18 protein-coding genes are annotated in these 21,277 nt (G+C 71.3%); 11 read left to right on the forward strand and 7 right to left on the reverse strand.

The window, feature by feature from the left end; all coding sequences use genetic code 11:
• Window positions 1–12: 12 nt before the first annotated feature.
• Window positions 13–261, reverse strand: coding sequence for a hypothetical protein (locus Vse01_RS18715; RefSeq protein ID WP_139233218.1), 249 nt, complete (start codon window positions 259–261; stop codon window positions 13–15).
• Window positions 262–413: 152 nt separating this feature from the next.
• Here Vse01_RS18715 and Vse01_RS18720 point away from each other — a divergent pair, with 152 nt between their 5' ends.
• The 3 genes from Vse01_RS18720 to Vse01_RS18730 all read left to right on the forward strand — a co-directional run bounded on the left by Vse01_RS18720 (window position 414) and on the right by Vse01_RS18730 (window position 2,554).
• Window positions 414–716 (forward strand): DUF1905 domain-containing protein, encoded by a 303-nt coding sequence (locus Vse01_RS18720; RefSeq protein WP_093409085.1) that lies wholly within the window; start codon window positions 414–416, stop codon window positions 714–716.
• A gap of 63 nt (window positions 717–779) precedes the next feature.
• On the forward strand, window positions 780–2,027 hold the full coding sequence (locus tag Vse01_RS18725) for an FAD-dependent oxidoreductase (protein WP_093408875.1): 1,248 nt from the start codon (window positions 780–782) through the stop codon (window positions 2,025–2,027).
• Between the two features lie 8 nt (window positions 2,028–2,035).
• Window positions 2,036–2,554 (forward strand): MarR family winged helix-turn-helix transcriptional regulator, encoded by a 519-nt coding sequence (locus Vse01_RS18730; RefSeq protein ID WP_232511393.1) that lies wholly within the window; start codon window positions 2,036–2,038, stop codon window positions 2,552–2,554.
• Here the strand turns inward: Vse01_RS18730 and Vse01_RS18735 are convergent, their stop codons facing one another.
• Complete coding sequence (locus Vse01_RS18735; protein WP_232511394.1) at window positions 2,555–3,202, reverse strand: hypothetical protein; 648 nt, start codon at window positions 3,200–3,202, stop codon at window positions 2,555–2,557.
• Between the two features lie 252 nt (window positions 3,203–3,454).
• On the opposite strand from Vse01_RS18735, the gene Vse01_RS18740 reads away from it, so the two are divergent.
• The 4 genes from Vse01_RS18740 to Vse01_RS18755 all read left to right on the forward strand — a co-directional run bounded on the left by Vse01_RS18740 (window position 3,455) and on the right by Vse01_RS18755 (window position 8,221).
• Window positions 3,455–5,497, forward strand: coding sequence for a serine hydrolase domain-containing protein (locus tag Vse01_RS18740; protein ID WP_093408882.1), 2,043 nt, complete (start codon window positions 3,455–3,457; stop codon window positions 5,495–5,497).
• Between the two features lie 32 nt (window positions 5,498–5,529).
• Window positions 5,530–6,768, forward strand: coding sequence for a sensor histidine kinase (locus Vse01_RS18745; RefSeq protein WP_093408884.1), 1,239 nt, complete (start codon window positions 5,530–5,532; stop codon window positions 6,766–6,768).
• Between the two features lie 127 nt (window positions 6,769–6,895).
• Window positions 6,896–7,552 carry a response regulator gene (locus Vse01_RS18750; protein ID WP_093408886.1) on the forward strand — a complete coding sequence of 219 codons (657 nt, stop codon included), beginning with the start codon at window positions 6,896–6,898 and terminating at the stop codon, window positions 7,550–7,552.
• A 45-nt stretch (window positions 7,553–7,597) separates the two neighbouring features.
• Window positions 7,598–8,221 carry a DUF6518 family protein gene (locus tag Vse01_RS18755; RefSeq protein ID WP_093408888.1) on the forward strand — a complete coding sequence of 208 codons (624 nt, stop codon included), beginning with the start codon at window positions 7,598–7,600 and terminating at the stop codon, window positions 8,219–8,221.
• Between the two features lie 45 nt (window positions 8,222–8,266).
• On the opposite strand, the gene Vse01_RS18760 is transcribed toward Vse01_RS18755, so the two are convergent.
• Entirely contained in the window at window positions 8,267–8,533 is a 267-nt protein-coding gene (locus Vse01_RS18760; RefSeq protein ID WP_093408891.1) for a metal-sensitive transcriptional regulator, read from the reverse strand.
• A 151-nt stretch (window positions 8,534–8,684) separates the two neighbouring features.
• Between Vse01_RS18760 and Vse01_RS18765 the strand changes: the two genes are divergently transcribed.
• The 4 genes from Vse01_RS18765 to Vse01_RS18780 all read left to right on the forward strand — a co-directional run bounded on the left by Vse01_RS18765 (window position 8,685) and on the right by Vse01_RS18780 (window position 12,928).
• Window positions 8,685–9,287, forward strand: coding sequence for a rhodanese-like domain-containing protein (locus tag Vse01_RS18765; protein WP_093408894.1), 603 nt, complete (start codon window positions 8,685–8,687; stop codon window positions 9,285–9,287).
• Window positions 9,284–11,047: a SulP family inorganic anion transporter gene (locus Vse01_RS18770; RefSeq protein ID WP_170863568.1), complete on the forward strand. Its 1,764-nt coding sequence runs from the start codon at window positions 9,284–9,286 to the stop codon at window positions 11,045–11,047. The genes Vse01_RS18765 and Vse01_RS18770 overlap by 4 nt, the downstream gene beginning before the upstream one ends.
• 2 nt (window positions 11,048–11,049) lie before the next feature.
• Window positions 11,050–11,466, forward strand: coding sequence for a carbonic anhydrase (locus Vse01_RS18775; protein WP_093408899.1), 417 nt, complete (start codon window positions 11,050–11,052; stop codon window positions 11,464–11,466).
• Between the two features lie 76 nt (window positions 11,467–11,542).
• Window positions 11,543–12,928, forward strand: a complete 1,386-nt coding sequence (locus Vse01_RS18780) for an MBL fold metallo-hydrolase (protein WP_093408901.1) — start codon at window positions 11,543–11,545, stop codon at window positions 12,926–12,928.
• A 104-nt stretch (window positions 12,929–13,032) separates the two neighbouring features.
• Here Vse01_RS18780 and hisC read toward each other — a convergent pair whose 3' ends face one another.
• The 4 genes from hisC to Vse01_RS18800 all read right to left on the reverse strand — a co-directional run.
• Window positions 13,033–14,106, reverse strand: coding sequence for a histidinol-phosphate transaminase (gene hisC, locus Vse01_RS18785; RefSeq protein ID WP_093408904.1), 1,074 nt, complete (start codon window positions 14,104–14,106; stop codon window positions 13,033–13,035).
• Between the two features lie 120 nt (window positions 14,107–14,226).
• Window positions 14,227–16,581 (reverse strand): penicillin acylase family protein, encoded by a 2,355-nt coding sequence (locus tag Vse01_RS18790; RefSeq protein WP_093408906.1) that lies wholly within the window; start codon window positions 16,579–16,581, stop codon window positions 14,227–14,229.
• Complete coding sequence (locus Vse01_RS18795) at window positions 16,568–17,830, reverse strand: MFS transporter (RefSeq protein WP_198413237.1); 1,263 nt, start codon at window positions 17,828–17,830, stop codon at window positions 16,568–16,570. Before Vse01_RS18795 ends, Vse01_RS18790 begins: the two co-directional genes overlap by 14 nt.
• A partial coding sequence (locus Vse01_RS18800; RefSeq protein WP_204019256.1) for an alpha/beta fold hydrolase occupies window positions 17,827–21,277 on the reverse strand: 3,451 nt, incomplete at its 5' end. The genes Vse01_RS18795 and Vse01_RS18800, both read right to left, overlap by 4 nt.

Raw genomic sequence — 21,277 nt, forward strand, 5'->3', positions numbered from 1 at the left:
CGCAGCCGCCCGTCAGGGGGACATGTGGCGTGGCGTCGCCTTTCCCCGATCACGGACAGGTTTGGTGCGGTCTGCGCTCGGGCAGATCGCCGACATGTCCTTTTGGAGCTGGTTCAAGAAGAGGCGGCGCAGGAAGATCGAATAACAGCGCACCGAGGCCGTGGCCAGGGCGATGGCCCGTGGCGCCACCCCGGATGAGGCGATGGCCGCCGGAGAACGCGCGGCGCGGGGTAACACCCGCGCCGCGATGATGGGTGCCATCAACACCTGATCCGTGCGTGGCGTGCGGCCGGGACGAGACGTCCCGGCCGCACCGTGGCCGGAACGGAACCTCAGCCGGCCGTACCCGGCGACGGCCGCGAGTCGCACGCGGTCGAACGGCGCTGTCGGTCCCGGGTGTGATGATGGGCGTCGTGATCGTGGAGTTCGACAGCGAGTTGTGGCTCTGGGCTGCCCGGCGCAATGAAAGCTGGACCTTCGTGAGCCTGCCGGCCGATGCTTCCGAGGACATCCGGGACCACTGCGGCGGGGCACGGCGTGGATTCGGCGCGGTGCGGGTCCGAGCGACCATCGGTGGCAGCTGCTGGACGACCTCGATCTTTCCCGACCGCACCCGCGGCTGTTACGTGCTGCCGGTCAAGCGTGCCGTCCGCGCCGCCGAGGATCTCGAACCGGGCGACACCGCCATCGTCACCGTCGAGCTGATCGATCAATGACGCAGGGGGCATCGCAGGCCGGCAGCCCTTGCCCAAATTATCTTAGTCATTAAGATAACGCTCATGAGCGTATCGACTGACTTCTCGGTGGCGATCGCCGGCGGCGGCCTCTCCGGCCTCTGCCTCGCCCAGTACCTGATGCGCGCCGGCATCGACGTGCACGTCTACGAACGGGACTCGGGCCCCTTCGTCCGGCGGCAGGGCTACCGGATCATCCTCGACCGGTACGGGCTGGCGGCCCTGCGCGAGAGCCTGCCCCGCCCGCTGTACCGCCTGGCGCTGTCCACCGGCGACGAGCCCGGCGGGCAGCTGCGCTTCACCGACAGCCGGCTGCGCGACGCGTTCACCATCACCTTCAAGGACGAGCCGTACGCGACCCGCCAGGTCGACCGGCTGACCCTGCGGTCGATCCTGCAGTCCGGGCTGGACGGGCGCATCCACTACGGCAAGACGGCCGTCGCGGTGGACAGCGACGACCCGGCCCGGCTGCGGCTGCGGTTCTCCGACGGCGGGACCGCCCCGGCGAACGTCGTCGTCGGCGCGGACGGCGTCGGCTCGGCGCTGCGCGCGCAGCTCATGCCGGACGCGCACCCGACCGACACCCCGATGGTGGGCATCTACGGCCGGTCTCCCCTGCGGCACCACGGCGAGAGCGTCATCCCGGACACGCTGCGCACCAGCGGGGTCCTGGCCATCGCCGACCGGCCCGGCCGCGCCTTCTTCTTCACCCCCATGCGGTTCGGCCAGCGCCCGCGCGAGGCATTCGCCCGTCTGGCCCCGGGCAGCTACGCGCCCACCGGCGACGACTACGTCATGTGGGCACTGCTGCTGCGACGGGAGGAGGTGCCCATCGGCGTGCGCGGGCACCTGCTGACACTGTGGGAACTGGCCGCCCGGATGAGTGCCGACTTCCACCCGCTCGTCCGGCGGCTGGTCGACACGGCCGAGTTGGACGCCACGGTGCTCAACCTCTTCGCCACCGGCCAGCGCCCGCACCGGTGGGCGGTACCCCGGGCGACGATGATGGGCGACGCGGTGCACGCCATGCCGCCGTTCGGTGCGCAGGGCGGCAACACCGCGCTGCGCGACGCTGCCCTGCTCGGTAAGCGGCTGGTCGAGGCTCGGACGAACGGCACCCCGGTGGAGGTGGCGATCGCCAGGTACCAGAACGAGATGGTGCCGTACGCCTTCCGCGCCGTCGACACCGCCGCTCGGCTGATGCGCCGCCTGACCGGGGGCGCTGCCGCACCGCACTGGGTGCTGACCCGGGTGTTACCTCGGTTGCACCGGGTCACCGTGCCGGAGGCATGATGGCGGTCATGTCCCACGAGCCGGCCCGTGCCTCCGCGACCGTCGATCTCATGCGCGCCGGGCGGGAGACGTCGCGGCTGTCCATGGTGTTCCGGTACGCCATCGCGGAACGGCTGGGCCTCACCGTGAGCGACCTGGAGTGCCTGGACTACCTGGCGGACGTCGGCTCCGCCACCGCAGGTCAGGTCGCCGAACGGACCAACCTCACCACCGGGGCGGTGACCAGCATGCTCCGCCGGCTCCAGCAGGCAGGCTACGTGACGGCCGAGCGCGATCCGGCGGACCGGCGGCGGGTGATCGTCGCCCTGCGGCCCGAGCGGATCGCCGAGCTGGCGCGACCGTACGAGCGGTTCGCCGAGCGGGCGGAGCGGCTCGTCGAGGGCTACAGCGTCGAGGAGATCTCCCTACTGGTTCGGCACTACGACCGGATGCAGGCGATGTACCTCGCCGAGTTGGACCGCCTCCGCAGCACCCCCGACGAAGGTGGGAATCGCGGGAACACGGGGCGGAACCGCCCGGTGGGGTGATCAATTTCGGTCGGGTGCCGGCCCGTTGTCGTTGAACCGGAAGCTGCTCGTCGGTGGCCCGTCACCCAACTCCTCCAGAATCAACCCGGACTCCCGCGACGTCCGCAGGTACGCCGAGTTGTTGCTGATCAGGAAACCCTCGTCCGCGTCGGCGGCGGAGATGGTGAACTGCTGTCGCGGCTCGTCCTCACGGCAGGCGGCACCCTCCACCACCAGCGGTTGGCTGCCGCCCGGGTTGCGGACCTGCCAGCAGACCGGTTCGCCGGTGCCGCCGCTCGCTCCCCGATAGGACCGGATCAGAAAGTTCTGCCCGCTCAGTGGGGTCGGCACGAACAGCTGCCGCCCGCTGTCGTCGTCCACCTCGGTCAAGCGGCCGTCGTCGGTCAACGACAGTCCCGCCTCGAAGCCGTCGACCCGGGTGATGGTGACCTGGCGGGTACCGGACAACACCGCCGGGGTAGCGGTCGGCGCCGGGCTGGCCGACACCGACGCCGTGGGCGCCGGCACCTCCCCGGTGGTGGCCTCGGCAATCGGCGTCCGGGTAGCCGTCGGCGACGCGGACACCTCGTCGCTGGCACTGGTGCCACCGCAACCTGCGACCCCCACGGCCAGCGCCGCCAGCCCCACTCCGGCAGACCACTTTCGCATCGACATTCCTCGCTCCCCATCGGGGCCGTAGGGCCGGCGCACCGCCCCCCGGCCGTCCTCGTTGATCGACGTACCCGGCAGGCCACGCGGGTATGCGGTCGCACCCTGGGTTGCTACTCAGGTCGTAAGTCGAATGCCGTCCTGCGCCAGATGTCGCGCCGACGGCGCTCACGCAGGCTGGCACCAGGCCCCGGGTGACGCCGTACGGAAGCATTCCGGACACCCGTGCGGCCCGAAAGGTGGCTGCGGACCATGATCCACAAGACCGTGACCCGACCTCGCGCAACCCGATCCCCCTCGCGCCGCGTACGAATCGGCGCTGCCCTGGCCACGGCGGTCGCGGTCGCCGCGACGGTGGTGGGGTGCGGCACGCCGCAGAGCGCCCCGGCACCGCCGGGCTCGGCACCGCCCGCCCCGGCCGAGCCCGCCGCCTTGACCGGCGCGAACGTCAACGCCTGGCTCGACGGGCTGCTGCCGGCCGCGCTGGCGCGTACCGGCGTCGCCGGCGCGAGCGTCGCCGTGGTCCGGGACGGCGAAACCCTCACCGCCCGGGGCTATGGCCACGCCGACACCGGTGTCGGTGACGCGGCTGCGGTCCCGGTCGATCCCGACCGGCACCTGTTCCGGGTGGGATCGGTATCCAAGCTGGTCACCGCCACCGCGGCACTGCAACTCGTGCAGAGCGGCAAGCTCCAGCTGGACGCCGACATCGGCGAGTACCTCGACTTCACCGTGCCCCGCCGCTATCCGCAGGACGTCACGCTGCGGCACCTGCTCACCCACACCGCCGGGTTCGAGGAGCGGATCGCCGGCCTCATCGGCACCACCGGGACCGACGTCGACCTGCGGGCCGCCCTGGTCAACGACCCGCCGGAGCAGATCTACGAGCCGGGCACGGTGCCGGCCTACTCCAACTACGGCAACGCGCTGGCCGGCTACCTCGTCGAGCGGGCCAGCGGCCTCCGTTTCGAGGAGTACGTCGCCAGCAACGTGCTGGCCCGCGCCGGCATGGCCTCGTCCACCTTCGAGCAGCCGTTGCCCCCGCACCTCAGCGGTCGGATGTCCAACGGGTACGAACGCGCCGGCGCGCCCGCAGCGCCGTTCGAGATCGTGAGCACTCCCCCGGCCGGCGCGCTCAGTGCCCCGGCGACGGACATGGCCCGGTTCATGCTCGCCCAACTGGGCGAGCAGGTGGGTGATGCACCGCTGCTCGACGCGCCGACGCGGGAACTCATGCAGCGCCCGGCACTCGACGCCACGTCACTCGGCACGCTCGCCGAGGGCCCTCGGATGACCCTCGGCTACTTCGACGAGAGCCGCAACGGGCACCGCATCCTCGGCCACGGCGGCGACACCCGCTACTTCCACTCCCACCTCCAGCTCTACCCCGACGACCGGACCGGCGTCTACCTCTCGCTGAACAGCACCGGGGAGGGTGCGCTGGACAGTCACGAACTCCGGCAGGCCGTGTTGAACGGCTTCGCCGACCGCTACTTCCCCGCCGGGGCCACGCGACAGGTCGCGGGCACGCAACCGGTCGCAGACGTCGACCCGGCCACCGCCGCCGAGCACGCCGCGCTGGCCGCCGGGACGTACGAGAGTTCGCGGGCGGTGCGGAGCAACTTCTTGACCATGATGGGTCTGGTCGGACGTACCACGGTCAGCGTCGCCGACGGCGACCGGTTGCTGTTCGAGCCCGCGCCACTGTCCGACTCCCCCGCGCTGTACGAGGAGGTCTCGCCGTGGGTGTGGCGCGAGGTCGGCGGGCAGCGCACCGTGGCGATGCGGGTGACCGACGGACAGGTGGAGGCGATCAGCTTCGACTCCGCGTTCGCGCTGCTGCCGGTGCCGGCCGAACGCGACTCGGCACTGGTGCTGACGGTGCTCGCCGCATCCACAGTGGTCCTGCTGCTCGTGGCCCTCTCGTGGCCGGTACGCGCCATCGTCCGCCGTCGCCTCGGCCGCGCGCCCCGGGACCGGGCCGGCCGAACCGCGCGGATCCTCACCCGGGTCGCCGTCGCCGGCACGCTGCTCGCCCTCGCCGGCTGGGCGGTGAGCCTGGTCAGCATCATGGGCTTGCAGGATGTCTCCGCGACCAGCCTGCGGGTGGTGCAGCTGATGCAGCTGATCGGCCTGCTCGGGGTGCTGCCGGCCGCCGTCCGGCTGGTCGACGACATCCGACGCCGGACCGGCTGGCACCGGATCACCGGCGGCGTGGCGGTGCTGCTCGCGCTGGCCGGCACGGGTTGGTTCGCCGTCGAGTTCATGCTGCTGGCCCCTAGCATCTCCTACTGACCGAAACGAACCGGAACGAGGACGACAATCGCATGTCCGACCACAGCGGCACCGTCACGGACGCCGTCAACGTCCCGGGTCCACCCCGGCTGACCCGCTGGTTCGACGATCGGCTGACCCGGGTCGGGGTGACCGGTCGGTTCGCGCGGGACTGCCTGCTCGCGGCGCTGCTCACCGTGCTGACGTTCCTGGTCATGACGCTGTTGTTCCGGTTCGTGGCACCGGCGCAGGGGCTCACCTTCGGCCCGGCGCGGGTCTGGCTGGTCGTCGCCCTGTGCAGCGGGCAGGCGATGCTGCTGTGCCTGCGTCGGGTCCGGCCACGGCTCTGCCTCGCGCTCGTCGTCGGCGTCCAGGTGCCGGTCATCGTCCTCTCGGTACCCGAGGCGACGATCCGCGGTATCGCACCGTTCGTCGCGGCGTACACCGTCGGCACGCTGCTCCCGCTCCGCTCGGCGCTGCTGGCTGCCGGCGCGGCCGTGGTGGTGGAGACGGCCGGCGTGGCCGTGGCGGCACGAGCTGCCGACGCGGCTGACTTCGCCATCGGCGGCCCGGGCCCCGGGCCGCTCGTCACGACCGTCGGACATCTGGCCACCAGCGCCCTGGTCTACGCCGGTCTCGTCTTCGTCGGCAGCTACGTGGCCACCTACCGGCGGTACCTGCAACTGGTGCGGGCCCGGGCGGACGAGGCGGTGCGGGCACAGCAGGCCACGGTGCGCGCCGCCATCGGCGCGGAACGCGCCCGGATGGCGCGCGAGTTGCACGACGTCGCCGCCCATCACCTGTCCGGCATGGTGGTGCAGGCGGCTGCGGCCGAGCGACTGATCGACCCGGATCCGTCCGCGGCGAAGGCCGCGGTGGCATGGATCCGATCCCAGGGCAAGGAGACCCTCGACAATCTCCGACTCGTGGTGGGGGTGCTGCGTGGTCGGCCCGGGGACAGCGACGGCAACGCTCCGGTGCCCGGGTTGGCCATGCTCGACGATCTCGTGAGCGACGCCCGGCAGCTCGGCAGCCCGGTCGAGTTCGTCCGGCACGGGCAGCACCGGGACGTGCCGCCGATCGCCGACGTCGCGCTGTACCGGATCGTCCAGGAGTCCCTGTCCAACGCCCGCCAGCACGCGCCGGGGGCGCCGGTCCGCGTGCAACTGCGCTTCCTGCCGCGGCAGGTCTCGCTTGAGGTGAGCAACGACCGGCCGACCCGCCGGGCCGAGCCGAGATCGTCGGCGACCGGTGGGTCGGGCTGGTGTGCATGCGCGAGCGGGCACATCTGATCGGCGCGCAGTTCACCGCCGGCCCGACGACGACCGGCGGATGGTCGGTCACCGTGACGGTGCCGACGACCGGAGACGATGCCCGCGCCACCGGGGCGACGGCGACCGTGAACGGAGACGACCAGAGATGATCACAGTGATGCTCGTCGACGACCAGTCCGTCGTCCGGGCCGGCTTCCGCGTCATCCTCGAACAGGCCGGCGACATCGAGGTGGTGGGTGAGGCGTCGAGCGGGTCCACCGCCGTCGAGCTGGCCCGCCGGCTCCGGCCCGAGGTCATCTGCATGGACGTACGCATGCCCGGCGGCGACGGCCTCACCGCGACCCGCCGGATCATCACCGAGGCGATCGGGTCGCCGCCGGCCGTGCTGGTGGTCACCACCTTCGACCTCGACGAGTACGTCTTCGGCGCGCTGGAGTCCGGCGCCAGCGGTTTCATCCTCAAGGACTGTGAGCCGGAGGAACTGATCGAGGCGGTCCGGCGCCTCGCCGACGGTCAGGGGCTCGTCGACCAGGCCGTCACCCGACGCGTGATCGCCGAGTTCGCCCGCCGCACCCCGGCACCAGCGACCGACGCCGCCGCCGCGCATCAGCTCACCGCGCGGGAGGTCGAGATCATCGGCCTGCTCGCCCGAGGGCTGTCGAACGTCGAGATCGCCGACGAGCTGTTCATCGAGACCAGCACGGTCAAGTCGCACCTCGGCCGCGCCATGGCCAAGATCGGCGTACGGGACCGGCTCCAGACTGTCGTCTGGGCCTACCGCAACGGCGTCGCACCGCGTTGACCCACGACGCGCGGCCTCGGTGCATACCCGGTATGCTCGCAGCCCATGCGACCTGAACCCGACAACCGGCGGGTGGCGCTCGCGGCGACCCTGGGCGGACTGCTGCTCGGCTGCCTCGACTTCATCTGGATCAAGTACGTGCCGTACCCCGTCGGCAACCTCGGCAACTCCAGCGCGGTGTGGGCGGTCGCCGCCTACCTCTTCGGCTTCTGGGTGCGGTCGGGCAAGCTGCGCGCGGCGGCCGGCGCCGCTGTCGCACTCGTGGTCGCGGTCCCCGGTTACTACGCCACGGCGGCCCTTGTGCAGGGAGACGACTGGGCCGTGCTGTGGGCAACGACCTCGCTGCTCTGGATGTGCTTCGGCGTCCTCGCCGGGGTGATCTTCGGCATCGCCGGAACATGGACACACGGGGCAGGTTGGCGACAGGTGGTCGGGCCGGCGCTGCCGGCCGCGGTGCTGTTCGCCGAGGCGGGGCTGGAGATCCGCCGGATCGGCGACCCCAGCTACGGCAACGACCCGATCTGGGACGCCCTGATCAGGATCGCGCTCGGCCTGCTGGTCCTCGCCCTGGCCGGGCGGACGAACCGGCAACGCGCGCTGGCTCTCGTCGCGGCGTTGCCGCTGGCGCTCGCGGGCCTGGCGGCGTTTCTGATCGCCGGCTTCCGCTGACCGCGGCCCCGACTCCACCGGGGCGCGACTGTTCGGCGACGAACCTCAGGCCAGCGACAGGAAGAGCTTCTCCATCTGTTCGAGGTTGGCCTTGCGGTCGTCCCCGGCGGAGCCGCTGACGCACTGCTCCAGGCCACTCGCGATGATCTTGAAGCCGGCGCGGTCCAGCGCGCGCGAGACCGCCGCGAGTTGGGTCACCACCTCGGCGCAGTCCCGGCCGTCTTCGAGCATGCCGATGACGCCGCGAATCTGGCCCTCGGCACGGCGAAGTCGCTTGACCACGTCACCGACCGCGTCCTCGTCGACCTGCATCCCCCACCCCTCTCCACTCGTCGAACAACAGTACACCGGGGGGTATTTCCGGGCGGCTGACCGCGAGCGACCGGGAGCCATTTGCGGTTCGCCGATCCTTGGTCAATACTCGGATCCAGATACCCCCGGGGGTATGAAGCCGAGCCTGAGGATGGAGTGTCCCGTGACCGCCAGGAACAGTTCCCCGACCATCGACGTGCCCGCCGCACGAGCCCTGATCGCCGACAACCCCGACGTGCTGATCGTCGACGTACGCACCCCGGGCGAGTTCGAGACCGCGCACGTCCCCGCCTCGATCAACCTGCCGCTCGACCAGGTCGACGCGCACCTCGGTCGGATCGTCAACGACGCGGGCGGTCGGATCCTGCTGATGTGCCAGTCCGGCAACCGGGCCACGACGGCCTGCACCCGGCTGGCGAACGCCGGCCTGACCGACGCCACCGTCATCACCGGCGGCATGAACGCCTGGGTCGCCGCGGGCGGACCGGTCGAGCGTGGCCGGCAGCGGTGGAGCCTGGAACGCCAGGTCCGCCTCGTCGCCGGCGGGGTGGTGCTGCTCGCCGTCGTCGCCAGCGTCTGGGTGCCCGCCGCCCGCTTCGTGGCCGGCTTCATCGGCGCCGGGCTGACGTTCGCCGCCCTGACCGACACCTGCGCGATGGGAGCGATGCTGTCCCGGCTGCCCTACAACCGCGGCGCCGGTTGCGACGTCGACCGGTCCCTGGCGCGGCTGCGCAACGATCGGCAACAGGCGTGAACGGTACGGAGTACGTCCGGCAGGACCGCTCCGGCCCGGCCCGGGTGGTGCCCCTGCTCGGATGGTTGCGCCACTACGACCGTCGCACCCTGCGCCACGACCTGATCGCCGGTCTGACCGTGGCGGTCATGCTGGTGCCGCAGAGCATGGCCTATGCCGCGCTGGCCGGTATGCCCCCGGTCACCGGGCTCTACGCCTCGGTCGTGCCGCTGCTGGTCTACGCGCTGCTGGGTAGTTCCGGATCGTTGGCGGTCGGGCCGGTGGCCATCACCGCGTTGATGACCGGCACCGCGCTCGCTCCGCTCGCCGACGGCGACCCGGCCCGCTACGCCGCTCTCGCCGGCCTGCTCGCCCTGCTGGTCGGCGCGATCCAGGTGCTGATGGGTGTGCTCCGGCTCGGCGCCCTGGTCAACTTCATGTCCCACTCGGTGCTGTCCGGCTTCACCTCCGCCGCCGCGATCGTGATCGCGGCCAGCCAGGTGAAGGACCTGCTCGGACTCGACGCGGGGCGGGCGGAGACCTTTCCGCAGATCGCCGCGTCGCTCTGGCGTTCGGCCACCACCGTCCACCCGCTGACGGTCCTCGTCTCGGCGACCAGCGTCGCCGGTCTGCTACTGGTTCGTCGCTACCTGCCGAAACTGCCCGGCGCCCTGCTCGTGGTGGCGGGCGTCACCGTGGCCAGCGCCGCCTTATCCCTCGGCACGCACGGCGTGCGGATCCTCACCGAGGTCCCCGGCGGGCTTCCCGCCCCAGCCGTCCCCGCGCTCGGCGGCTCGGACGTGGCGGCGTTGCTGCCGGCCGCCGTGGCGATCGCCCTGGTCGCCTACATGGAGGGCATCGCCGTGGCCAAGTCCCTCGCGGCGCGGAGCCGCCAGCAGATCAGCCCCAACCAGGAACTCGCGGCGGTCGGTTCGGCAAACGTCGCGGCCGGCCTGTTCCAGGCGTTTCCGGTGGCCGGCGGCTTCTCCCGCAGCGCGGTGAACTACTCGGCCGGGGCACGCACCCCCTTGGCCAGTGTGGTCACCGCCCTGATGGTGGCCCTGACCGCGGTGTTCCTCACGCCAGCCTTCCACCACCTGCCCAAGGCGGTGCTCGCCGCCATCGTGGTGGTGGCGGTGCTCGGGCTTGTCGACCGCCGGTCGGCGGTGACCGCGTGGCGGACCCGCCGCTCGGACGGGCTGACCCTCGCGCTCACCTTCATGGTCACCCTGCTGTTCGGGGTCGAACCCGGTCTCGCCGCCGGCGTGACCTTCGCTCTGGCGGTCTTCCTGTGGCGTTCGGCCCGGCCGCATCTGGCCGAACTCGGCCGGGTGCCGGGCACGCAGACGTACCGCAACGTGGCGCGCTACGCGGGCCTGATCACCGACCCCCGGGTCGCGATCGTCCGGGTGGACGGGCCGCTGTACTTCGCCAACGCCCAGTTCCTGGAGGACCGACTGCTCAGCCTGGCCGAGCAACGGCCGGAACTGACGGCACTGGTGCTCGACGCCAGCGCGATAAGCGACGCCGATGCCGACGGTGCCCACGCCGTCGCCGAGTTGCACAAACGTCTCGCGTCCCGGGGCGTGGCGCTGCACCTGGCCACGGTCCGTGGGCCGGTGCGCGACCTGCTCGGGCGGGCGGGCGTGTGGCAGACGGTGCACAGCGTCGGTCAGGTGCACCCCGACCTGACCGCCGCGGTGGCGGCCAGCGGCGGCGGGGCGACGCAGCCGGTGGTCGACACACCTGCCCGGCCGCCGTCGCCACAGGAGGTGTTCTAGCCGTGCCCGACCGGTTCGCCACGTTGCTGAGCTGCATCGACGGCCGCATCCAGCGTCCCCTCGACGAGTGGGTGAGACGGCATCTCGACGTCGAGTACCTCGACACCATCACCGAGCCCGGGCCGGAGGCGCTGCTGGCCACGACGGGTGGGTCCCGACTGGACACTCTGCTGGAAAAGGTGCGGGTCTCCCAGCGGGCACACGGCAGCGCGACCCTGGTCGTCGCCGCGCACTCGGACTGCGCGGGAAACCCGGTGAGCGTGGCCGAGCATCATCGTCAACTGCGCGCCGGCCTGTCCCGGTTGGCCACCCGGCTGCCGGGCACCCGCATCCTGGCCGTGCACGCCGGCCGCTGCGGCCACCGGTGCTGGGCACCCGAACTCGTCGCGGAGGTGACCCCGCCGAAGACCGGACCGTAGCACTGTGCCCATCGCATACCCCCAGGGGTATGTGGGGAAGTCCCGTCGACCGTTCTCGTCATAAAGGAGTTTGACCATGCTGTTCACCCAGTACTACCTGGACTGCCTCTCCCAGGCGTCGTACCTGATCGCCGACGACACCACCGGTCGGGCGGTTCTGGTCGACCCGCGCCGCGACATCGAGGAGTACCTCACCGACTCCCGGGCCCGGGGGCTGACCATCGAGGGCGTGATCAACACCCATTTCCACGCCGATTTCCTCGCCGGGCATCTGGAGGTGGCGGCGGCGACCGGCGCCTGGATCGGGTACGGCCGACGCGCCGAGACCGAGTACCCGATCCGCAAGCTGACCGACGGCGACCGGATCAGCCTCGGCGAGGTCACTCTGCAGATCATGGAAACGCCCGGCCACACCCCGGAGTCGGTGAGCGTGCTGGTGTACGAGCACGCCGAGGACACCGTGCCGTACGGCGTGCTGACCGGCGACGCGCTGTTCATCGGCGACGTGGGCCGGCCCGACCTGCTCGCCTCGCTCGGCGTCACCGCCGACGAGCTGGGCAGCATGCTCTACCACAGCGTGCACCGCAAGCTGATGGCCCTGCCCGATGCGGTGCGGGTCTTCCCGGCCCACGGCGCGGGCTCGGCCTGCGGCAAGAACCTGTCGACCGAGCGGCAGTCCACCATCGGCGAGCAACGCCGCACCAACTACGCCTGCGCGCCGATGAGCGAGGACCAGTTCGTCGCGCTGGTCACCGGCGGTCAGCCGGCGGCACCCGGATACTTCGCCTTCGACGCGGTGCTCAACCGCAAGGCCCGCGAGCTGTTCGACCACGCCCGCGCCGCCCGGCCGCTCACCCCCGCCGAGTTCCTCGCCGCCCGGGCCGACGGCGCCATCGTCGTCGACACCCGCGACCCGCACGAGTACGCCGCCGGGCACCTCCGTGGCGCGATCAACATCCCCGCCGACGGCCGCTTCGCCGAGACCGCGGGTAGCGTCGTCGCGCCCGAGCGCACCATCCTCGTCGTCGCCCACCAGGGCCGCGAGGAGGAGATCGTGACCCGCCTCGCCCGGATCGGCTTCGACCATGTCGCCGGCTACCTGCGCGATCCCGAGGACGCGTTCCGCGAGATGGTCGCCGAGCTGACCCCGGCCAGCCGGGTCACCGCCACCGAGCTGCGCGAGTCCCTCGACCGGACCGAGCCGCCGCGCGTGCTCGACGTGCGCAACGCCGGCGAGCGCGAGCAGGGCGCCATCGCCGGATCGCTGCACATCCCGCTGGCCGAACTGCCCCGGCGACTCGACGAGGTGCCCGACGACCGGCCCGTCGTCGTGCACTGCGCCGGTGGCTACCGCTCCTCGGTCGCGGCCAGCCTGCTGCGCGAGGCCGGCCGTACCGACGTCGCCGACCTGCTCGGCGGCTACGGCGCCTGGCAGGCGCTGCGGCAACCCACCGCAGCCTGAGCCCGGCCGGTGCGGGCGTGACCGCTCCTGTCGCGGTCACGCCCGCACGCTACCCGGCCGCGCGCCGGCCGGTTCCACGCCGCGACCGGGCCGACGGGAACGGCTCAGCCGTGCAGCTTGAGAGCCTGGAGCAGCTCGTCGTTCTCCTCGGGAGTGCCGATCGACAGCCGGACGCCACCGTCGATCGCGCTGCTGCGGTCCCGCAGCCGGATTCCCTGCGCGGCCAGGGCGCCGCACAGCCGCTGCGGATCCTCGGTACGCAGCAGCAGGAAGTTCGCGTCCGACGGGAACACCTCGATCACCGCCGGCAGCTGCGCCAGGGCGTTGCGCACCCGGTCCCGCTCGGCGACGATGCGCTCGATGTTGCGCCGACCGTGCGCGATGCCCGCGGGTGAGATCGCCGCGCCGATCGCGCGGATCGCCGTGACGGTGAGCGGGTACGGCGGCATGATGCGACGGAGGACCCCGACGACCTCCGGGTGGGCGAGGGTGATGCCGCAGCGCTCACCGGCGAGGCTGTACTCCTTGGACAGCGAGCGCACGACGACGAGATTGGGATGGCCGACGATGTCGCCCGCGAGTGACGGCTGTCCCGAGTAATCGAGGTAGAGCTCGTCGACCACCACCATCGCCCGGCCGCGTAGCCGCTCGGCAAGCCACAGCACAGACGCCCGGTCCATCAGGTTGGCGGTCGGGTTGTTGGGTGAGCAGACGAAGACGAGCTTGATCCCGGGATCGGCGTCGCAGGCCGCCAGCATCGCGTCGGTGTCGAGCTGGTACACCCCGGGCACGAGGGGCACCCGGCACACCGACGCACCCTGGATGGCCGCAGCCGTCTCGTACATGACGAAGGTCGGCGGTGTGATCAGGATGCCGTCCCGGCCGGCCGCACAGAACGCGCGGACCAACAGGTCGATGGACTCGTCCGCGCCGCGCGACAGGAAGAGCTGCTCCACCGGCAGGCCGTAGATCTCGGTGAAGCGGCTCAGCAGCGACGGCGGCTGCGGTTCCGGGTACCGGTTGAGGCCCTCCTGCTCGGGCCCGCCCGGGTACGGCGGGTAGGGGTTCTCGTTCGCGTCGAGGTGGACCCGGGCGACCTGCTCCGCCTCGACGCGCGCCGAACTGTAGGGCCGCATCGCGTAGATCTCGGGCCGGACCAGCGAAACGATGTCATCCACGAGCTGCGCGATCCTCTCCGGCCGGGCCGGGGCCGCCCCCGGTAGGCGCAGGGTACCGTCCCCGGCCGGTCGGCCGGCCCGTTGGTGGCGCTTGTCGATCCCGCGGTGCGGTACGGTCGGTCAACCTGTCGCCGGGCGTGACCGCAGCAGCGTGAGCGTCCGGTCTGCCGCGCCCTGCGGCCCGGCGAGCGGAACCAGGTAGGTCTGCCCCCGGGCATGGACCGGCGTCTGGTCGTCGTAGTGCACGGAGCCGGGCAGTCCCGAGCTGCCGTGGCGCAGGACGTCCCGCAGCACCGGCCCGGCGGGGTCGACCTCGGCCACGAAGCGCCAGGGTGCTCCCTCGATCGCGGCGCCGCTGCGATCCGGGGTCATGAGGCAGACCGAGTGGCCGCTGCCTCCGACCGGGGTCTCGTCGCCGCCGAAGAGTCCGCGCAGCCCGGGAAGCGCCTTGGCGATCGGATGCCTGTCATTGACACGGTGCACCGCGTCGTAACGCCAACCTGCCGGGTCCGTGCCGTGTGCGGTGACGATTCTCGCGATCGCCGTCTCCAGCGCTTCGGCGACGACGACCGGAAGTGGCTCGGTCTCGCCGAGTTGCCGTCGGGCCTCCGGGTCGAGAATGAGATGGTCGACTTGCAGGGTCAGATCCGGCATGCTGGTGGCCAGATCCGCACCCAGTGGTTCGGTCACCCATCGGTCCACCAGGGCCTGTAGCAGCCGGAGAAAGACAAGTGGCGCCGGCTGATCGCCTCGGGCGTGGCCGTCCCACTCGCTGAGCAGGCGGTGCCCGGTCCGTGCGAGCGGATCCGTGGGCGGGCGGGCAGCCAGCGCGTCCAGCAGCACCGGCAGCACCCGGGCCGCCCGTCCGTCAGCCAGGTCGTTCTGCCAGCGCGCGCACTCCTCAGCCGAGATCGACCCGTCGCGGATCAGCTGCTCGATGCGTTCGGCCCGGTACGGGGCGACCCAGTCGACGCCGACGTGGACTTTCGCGTCGTCCGGCACCAGTTTGTGGTTCGCGGAGATGAGGTAGCCCTCGGCGGGGTTGACCGTCTCCGGCAGCTCGTCGAAGGAGAGCAGATCCTGCCACGACTCGGCGACGTCGCCGAACGATGCTGGGGCAAGCCCGCTGCCCGGCCGTCGCCGCGGCACGTTCCCGGCGGTCTTGAGCGCTATGACGTCGTCGGCGGTGGCCACCACCACGTTGAGCACCGGCACGCCGAAGTCCCGCAGGGCCGCCCGGAAGCGGGGATAGGTCTCCGCCCGCCACATCCGCATACAACCGACGATCTCGGTGGAGGGCACGAAGCCGCTCCAGAAGAGGCCGAGCCGAGCGGCGCCGTCCGGACCCGGCGCGTCGAACTCGACGTGCCGCTGCCCGCCCGCGGCCCGGACCGCGACGTCCGCGCCGCCCCGGACCGAGATGACGCTCTCCTGCCGCCAGGTCGGCCGCGCTGCCGGGCCGTCGAGCAGGCAGAGATCCTGGGTGTCGACAGTGGCGTTGGTGATGCCCCAGGCCAGCCGGCTGTTGCTGCCGGCGATGAGTCCGGGCAGTCCAGGGACGGTGATGCCGTACGCCTTCGCCCGCTCCGCCGGCAGCAGCAGACCCATCTGGTACCAGATGCTCGGTTGGGTGAACAGCACATGCGGATCGTTGGCCAGCAGGGGCGCGCCCGAGCGGGTCAGTCGTCCCGAGATCGCCCAGGCGTTGGATCCGGGGGACGTCTCCCCGTCCAGCAGCCCCCGCAGCCAGGCACGGGACTGCTCGGGCAACTCGACGACCGGGGCGGACTCGGACGCTCCCGGGCGGCCGAGGCGCTTGTCGACGCCCTGCCCCGGACGCCTGATGGTCACCGCGCCGTCGATCGGGTAGCGCGGCGCGGAGAAGGAGGTCGCGTAGCGGGGCCGCTCCGCCGCGAGTCGCATGCGGAAGACCTCCTGCCGGAGGTTGGTGCCGAGGTCGAACCCCAGGTGCTTGACGATGAGCACGGAGTCGAGCGGTGTCCAGGGTTCGGGTCGGTAGCGGAGCAGCAGAAACTCCACCGGCAGACCGACCCGCCGCCGGAGCCGGCGGATCGCCGCGTTGACGCCGTCGCTGAAGGCCACCAGGCAGGCGTACGACGCACGGTCCACCAGTTCCAGCGACTGGCGGGCCACCCGTTCCAGAGCGAGCCTGCGGGCCCGTACGTCCTCGGGCACGACCGTCTCGCCCAGCACCTCCGCCAGTCGGCCGCGGGCTCGTCGCCGGAGCACGTCCATCTGCCACAGCCGGTCGCTGGCCTGCGCGAAGCCGCTGGCGAAGTAGAGGTCGCGCTCGTCGTGGGCGATGATCCACGGCACCCCACGGTCGTCGCGGCGCACCATGGCCCGGTCGGTCAGGCCGCTCAGCCGCACCGAGCCACGATCGGCGTGTGCCCGCACGGCCGGCGTGCGCAGCAGCCGCAGCGCCCCGTCGCGTACCCGGTCACGTCGCGCCATCGCCGACCGCCGTCCGAGCCCGAGGGGTGGCCTTGCCCATCTGAAGACCGGGCAGGTTACGTCCCACCAGGAGGTAGATCAGGACACTGATCACCGCGAAGACGCTCACCCCGAGGAACATCGCCGTGCCGCCGTAGTGCGCCAGGATCAGTCCACCCGTGAAGGGTCCGATGAAGCCACCGAGCTGCGCGAAGGTCTGTGCCCCGAAGTAGCTGCCCCGCCGGTCCGGGGGTGCGATCCGGTCGATGACGGCGAACTCAGCCGGGATGATGAAGGTCTCCCCGATCGTGAAGATCACCATTGCCGCCACGAACTGCCAACCCGGACCGGCGAAGGCGAAGCCCACCATGCCCGCGACGAGGAGCACCCCGCCGATGACGATCGACCGCACCGGGTCACGCTTGCGCGCGTACCGCGAGACGAAGAGTTGGACGACGACCACGGTGACGGCGTTTGTGGTCAGCACGTAGCCGAGGATCTTCGTGCCGTCGGCGAATCCGGCGGAGAGATGCTGCGCCAGCAGCGCCGAGATCTTGCTGTGTACCGCCTCCAGCAGCAGACCCGCGGCGATGAAGCAAAGCAACCGGAAGTCCCGGACGACCACCCGGAAGCTGTCCCGCAGCCCTTCGAGGTGGGTTCGGAAGCCGGTGCTGGGCTCCTGCTCCAGCACCGCAGGTGTCATCGGTGGCAGGAACAGCAGCGTCAGCCCGAACAGGCAGAGATAGACCGCGTAGACCGCCGCGCCGACCAAGAAGGCCACCCGGCCGCCGGAGAGGCCGGCGTACGCGCCCAGCAACGGCCCCACGGCGAACCCGACGTTGACCGCCATGTACTGGTACGAGAACCATCTCAGCCGGTCCTCCGCCGGCAGCAGATCACTCAGCAGCGCCTTCGCCACCGGGTTGAAGGTGCTGCTGCTGAGGGCCAGGGCGGCGTTGATGAAGAAGACCGCCAGCACCCCGTTGCTGAAGTAAAAGGCCACGAAGGAGGCGATGACCCCGGACAACGCGAGCAGCAGCAGCCTGGTGCGGCCCAGCGCGTCGGAGAGTGAGCCACCGACGAAGCCGGCGAAGATCGAGAAGAAGACCGACGACCCGATGATGAAGCCGATCGTGGTCGGGGTGAGTCCCAGCTCCCGATGGAGGAAGATCGCGAGGAAGGGGATCGCCACCGAGTTCGCCAGACTCATGATCCCGGCCCCGGCGATCAGTAGTCGGGCCAACATCATGGGGCGGGTTGTCGTCGTCATCGGGAGGCCGACCCTGCCCCGTCCGTGGCGACGGGCCCGCGCTGACCGAGGAAGCGGCGCATCAGCTCGGCCACCTCGGTGACGTGCGGACGGTAGAGCATCGCCTCGTGTCCGGCCGCGACCGAGGCGTACGTCAACGTCTCCCCGGCGATCCGCTGCCAACCCGATCTCGGCTGTTCGCCCTGGTCATGGCGAGTCTGCGCGGCCTCGATCAGCATGATCGAAAGGTCCGGCGGGACCGTGACCGGCGGCCAGCGCAACGACGACATCCCGCTGAACGCGTCGAACACCTCGGTGAGGTCACCGTTGAGCAGTTCTGGCGCGTCCGCCCCGATCAGCTCCTGGACCTCGGCGAGAATCTGCTCCTCGGGCGTGGTTCGCAGCAGGCTCGGCAGGTCCGAGGGGGCGTGCTCGCGCACCACCGGGAACATCTCCGCCAGGATCGCCAGGAACGAGACGAACTGCTCGACGCGGCTGGTCCCCAGGCGACGCCCCACCGCTTCCGGGTCCACCGAATCCAGCGCCACCAGGCGGGTGACCGGAACGTCTCGGGCCCGCAGCTCGTGCGCGACGTAGAGGCCGAGCGCGCCGCCGAAGGAGTGGCCCACGAGATCGACAGGTCCGGTGCCCGCCGCCGCGGCGATCACCTCGGCGCATCTGCTGGCCAGCGCGGTGACGGTGCCGTCGCCCCTCTCCTGGAACAGCTCTCTGGTCGACACCGCGAAGAACGAACGATTGTCGAACATGGCGCTCAGCTGGGCGAAGGAGGTACCAAGACCGAGCACCCCGGGAAGCGCGAAGATCGGCGTGGCGCCCTCGGGCCGCCGACGCAGCGCCAGCAGCCGCCGGGTGCCGCGTGTTTCCCGGCCAAGCAGGGCCGCCACGCTGGACTGCGGCTCCGCCAGGGCACGTCGCAGCAGGTCGACGTACTCGTCGGCGCAGGACTGGATGGTCGGTCGGTCGAACAGGTCGGGGTTGAAGTGCCAGCGCAGTTCGAGGTTCCGGCCGATGTCGAAAACATCGAGCATCAGCTCCGCCTGGGTGTCCTGACTCGGTGACGGAAGCAGGTCGACAGCAAGTCCGTCCAGCTCGATGCCGCCGCGTTGGTCGTCCTGGTAGGCGAACATGATCTGGAAAAGCGGTGAGTGGGCGGTCGAGCGGGCCGGATTGAGCCGGTTCACCACCATGTCCAGCGGCACATGCTGATGGTCGAGGTCGAGCAGTGCCTCCTCCCGGACGTGCTGCATGTAGCTCAGGAACGTGGGGGCGTCGTCCACCCGGGTCCGGCGTACCAGGGTGTTGACGAACATTCCGATGAGTCCGTCGAGTTCGGTGCCGTTCCGGTTGGCGACCGGAGTACCGACGACCACGTCACCGCTGCCCGACCGCTTCGCCAGCAGCATCGCGAAGACCGCGTGCAGCAGCACGAACGGGGTCCCCCCAGAGGTTCGGGCCAGCGCTCGTACCGCCTCGGTGAGCCGCGGGTCGAGCCGCTGGATGATGCTCTCACCCGCATGGGTCGCCTCGATGGGGCGGGGCCGGTCGAGTGGAAGGCCGTGCACGAGTGGCAGATCCCGCAGACGTTCCTCCCAGTAGCCGAGGTCACGAGTCGCCTGCGGGCTGTCGGCCCAGCGCGTCACGCTGTAGGAGTAGTCGGCGTAGGTCGCCGGCAACGGCGGTAGCTCGGCCTGATCGGCTGCGAGGTCCTGGTGGAAGGCGCGGTACAGATGGCCGACCTCGCGGGCGAGGATGCCGATCGACCAGCCGTCGGAGGCGACGTGGTGCATGCTGATCAGCAGTGCGTGCGTGTGGGGCATCAGCCTGATCAGGCGTACCCGCAGCATGTCGTCGTGTTCCAGGTCGAACGGACGGCGTAGTTCCTGCTCGGACAACCGCTCGGCCACTGCCTTCAGGTCCACGCCAGGCGGCACCTCCGCCGTCTCGACCGCCATCCGGAACTGGCCGGCGGGACGGACGACCTGCACGATGCCGCTGTCGGTCAGGCGCAGGACCGTGCGGAGGGCGGCATGCCGGTCGACGATGGCCCGGAAGGCCCGTTCCAGCGCGTCGACATCCAGCTCACCCTCGATCAGGGCGGTCTGGTGCAGGTTGTACGCGGCGCTGTCCCGCTGCAGCTGGGCCAGGTAGTACAACCGTCCCTGGGGGTCGGTCACCGGCACCGGCTCGCCCGGTGGCACGCGGTACAGCGGAATGCCGCCACCGCCCGAGGTACGCCCGTCGGCGCCGCCGCGCCGGACGAGTTGGGTGAGCCCGCGTACGGTCGGGTCGCGCAGGAAGAGACGCAGCGGTATGTCGACGCCGAACTCGCTCCCGATCCGGGCGACCAGCCGGATGGCGAGGATGGAGTGACCGCCGAACTCGAAGAAGCTGGTCTGCGGATCGACCCGCTCGATGCCGAGCAGGTCGGCCACCACCTGTGCCACCCGGTCCTCGTCGACGTCACCGCTCGACGCGGTCGACACCGGCGCGGCGATCGGCGCCGGGCCGTGCTCGGTGTCGGGTAGGAGCGTCGCTTGGGCGGGATCCGGCAGCGCCCGCCGGTCCACCTTGTCGTTCTGGTTGAGCGGGAGGGCGTCCAGGGTGACGAAGACACTCGGGATCATGTACGCCGGCAGCGACGCGGCCAGCGCACGCCGCAGGGCGACGGCGGTAAGTCCTGGCTGGCTCGGCACCAGGTAGGCCACCAGCGCGGTGCCGCGTTGTGGTAGGTCACGGGCGACAACGGCGACCGCGGAGACCGAGCCGAGAGCGCGCAGGGCGGTTTCCACCTCGCCGAGTTCGATCCGGAATCCGCGGATCTTGACCTGGTCGTCCTGCCGGCCCCGGTACTCGTACTCGCCGGTCTCCATCAGCACGGCCTGGTCGCCCGAGCGGTAGCCGCGCTCCCCCGTCGCCGGCAGGCTCACGAAACGCGCCCGATTCAGTCTCGGGCTGCCGAGATATCCGCTGCTCAGCGCGGGACCGGTGATGACGATCTCGCCCGGCTGGCCGGCCGGCACCTCGTTGAGGTCGGCGTCGACGAGGGTGAACCGCAGGTCCGCCAGCGGCACCCCGATCAGCGACCGCCCCTGATCCAGGTCCTCCCGCCGCACCCGCCGGTAGCTGGCGTAGACGGTGGTCTCGGTCGGACCGTACATGTTGATCAGTTGTGGTTGCTCGTCGCCGTACCGGGCCACCCACGGCCGCAGGTCGGCGAAGTGCAGCGCCTCACCTGCGCTGATGACGTAGCGCAACGGCAGCCGACGGTCGCGGGTGGCGTCCTCGGCGATGAGCTGGTTGAGCGCGGTGGGCGTCTGGCACAGCACCGTGACCCGCTCCCGTTCCAGCAGGTCCCAGAGGGCTTGGGGGTCCTGGGCGGTCTCTCGCGGCACGATCACCAGGCAGCCGCCGTACAACAGCGGCCCCCACATCTCCCACACGGACACG

Origin of the sequence: Micromonospora sediminimaris (genome assembly GCF_016863575.1) — a bacterium.
Classification (GTDB): domain Bacteria; phylum Actinomycetota; class Actinomycetes; order Mycobacteriales; family Micromonosporaceae; genus Micromonospora; species Micromonospora sediminimaris.

Bases quoted from the DNA above. Each gene is read 5' to 3' on its own strand.
- Vse01_RS18715 (WP_139233218.1), bottom strand. From the start codon at position 261: ATGGCACCCATCATCGCGGCGCGGGTGTTACCCCGCGCCGCGCGTTCT.
- Vse01_RS18725 (WP_093408875.1), top strand. From the start codon at position 780: ATGAGCGTATCGACTGACTTCTCGGTGGCGATCGCCGGCGGCGGCCTC.
- Vse01_RS18730 (WP_232511393.1), top strand. From the start codon at position 2,036: ATGTCCCACGAGCCGGCCCGTGCCTCCGCGACCGTCGATCTCATGCGC.
- Vse01_RS18735 (WP_232511394.1), bottom strand. From the start codon at position 3,202: ATGCGAAAGTGGTCTGCCGGAGTGGGGCTGGCGGCGCTGGCCGTGGGG.
- Vse01_RS18740 (WP_093408882.1), top strand. From the start codon at position 3,455: ATGATCCACAAGACCGTGACCCGACCTCGCGCAACCCGATCCCCCTCG.
- Vse01_RS18745 (WP_093408884.1), top strand. From the start codon at position 5,530: ATGTCCGACCACAGCGGCACCGTCACGGACGCCGTCAACGTCCCGGGT.
- Vse01_RS18750 (WP_093408886.1), top strand. From the start codon at position 6,896: ATGATCACAGTGATGCTCGTCGACGACCAGTCCGTCGTCCGGGCCGGC.
- Vse01_RS18755 (WP_093408888.1), top strand. From the start codon at position 7,598: ATGCGACCTGAACCCGACAACCGGCGGGTGGCGCTCGCGGCGACCCTG.
- Vse01_RS18760 (WP_093408891.1), bottom strand. From the start codon at position 8,533: ATGCAGGTCGACGAGGACGCGGTCGGTGACGTGGTCAAGCGACTTCGC.
- Vse01_RS18765 (WP_093408894.1), top strand. From the start codon at position 8,685: ATGGAGTGTCCCGTGACCGCCAGGAACAGTTCCCCGACCATCGACGTG.
- Vse01_RS18780 (WP_093408901.1), top strand. From the start codon at position 11,543: ATGCTGTTCACCCAGTACTACCTGGACTGCCTCTCCCAGGCGTCGTAC.
- Vse01_RS18790 (WP_093408906.1), bottom strand. From the start codon at position 16,581: ATGGCGCGACGTGACCGGGTACGCGACGGGGCGCTGCGGCTGCTGCGC.
- Vse01_RS18795 (WP_198413237.1), bottom strand. From the start codon at position 17,830: ATGACGACGACAACCCGCCCCATGATGTTGGCCCGACTACTGATCGCC.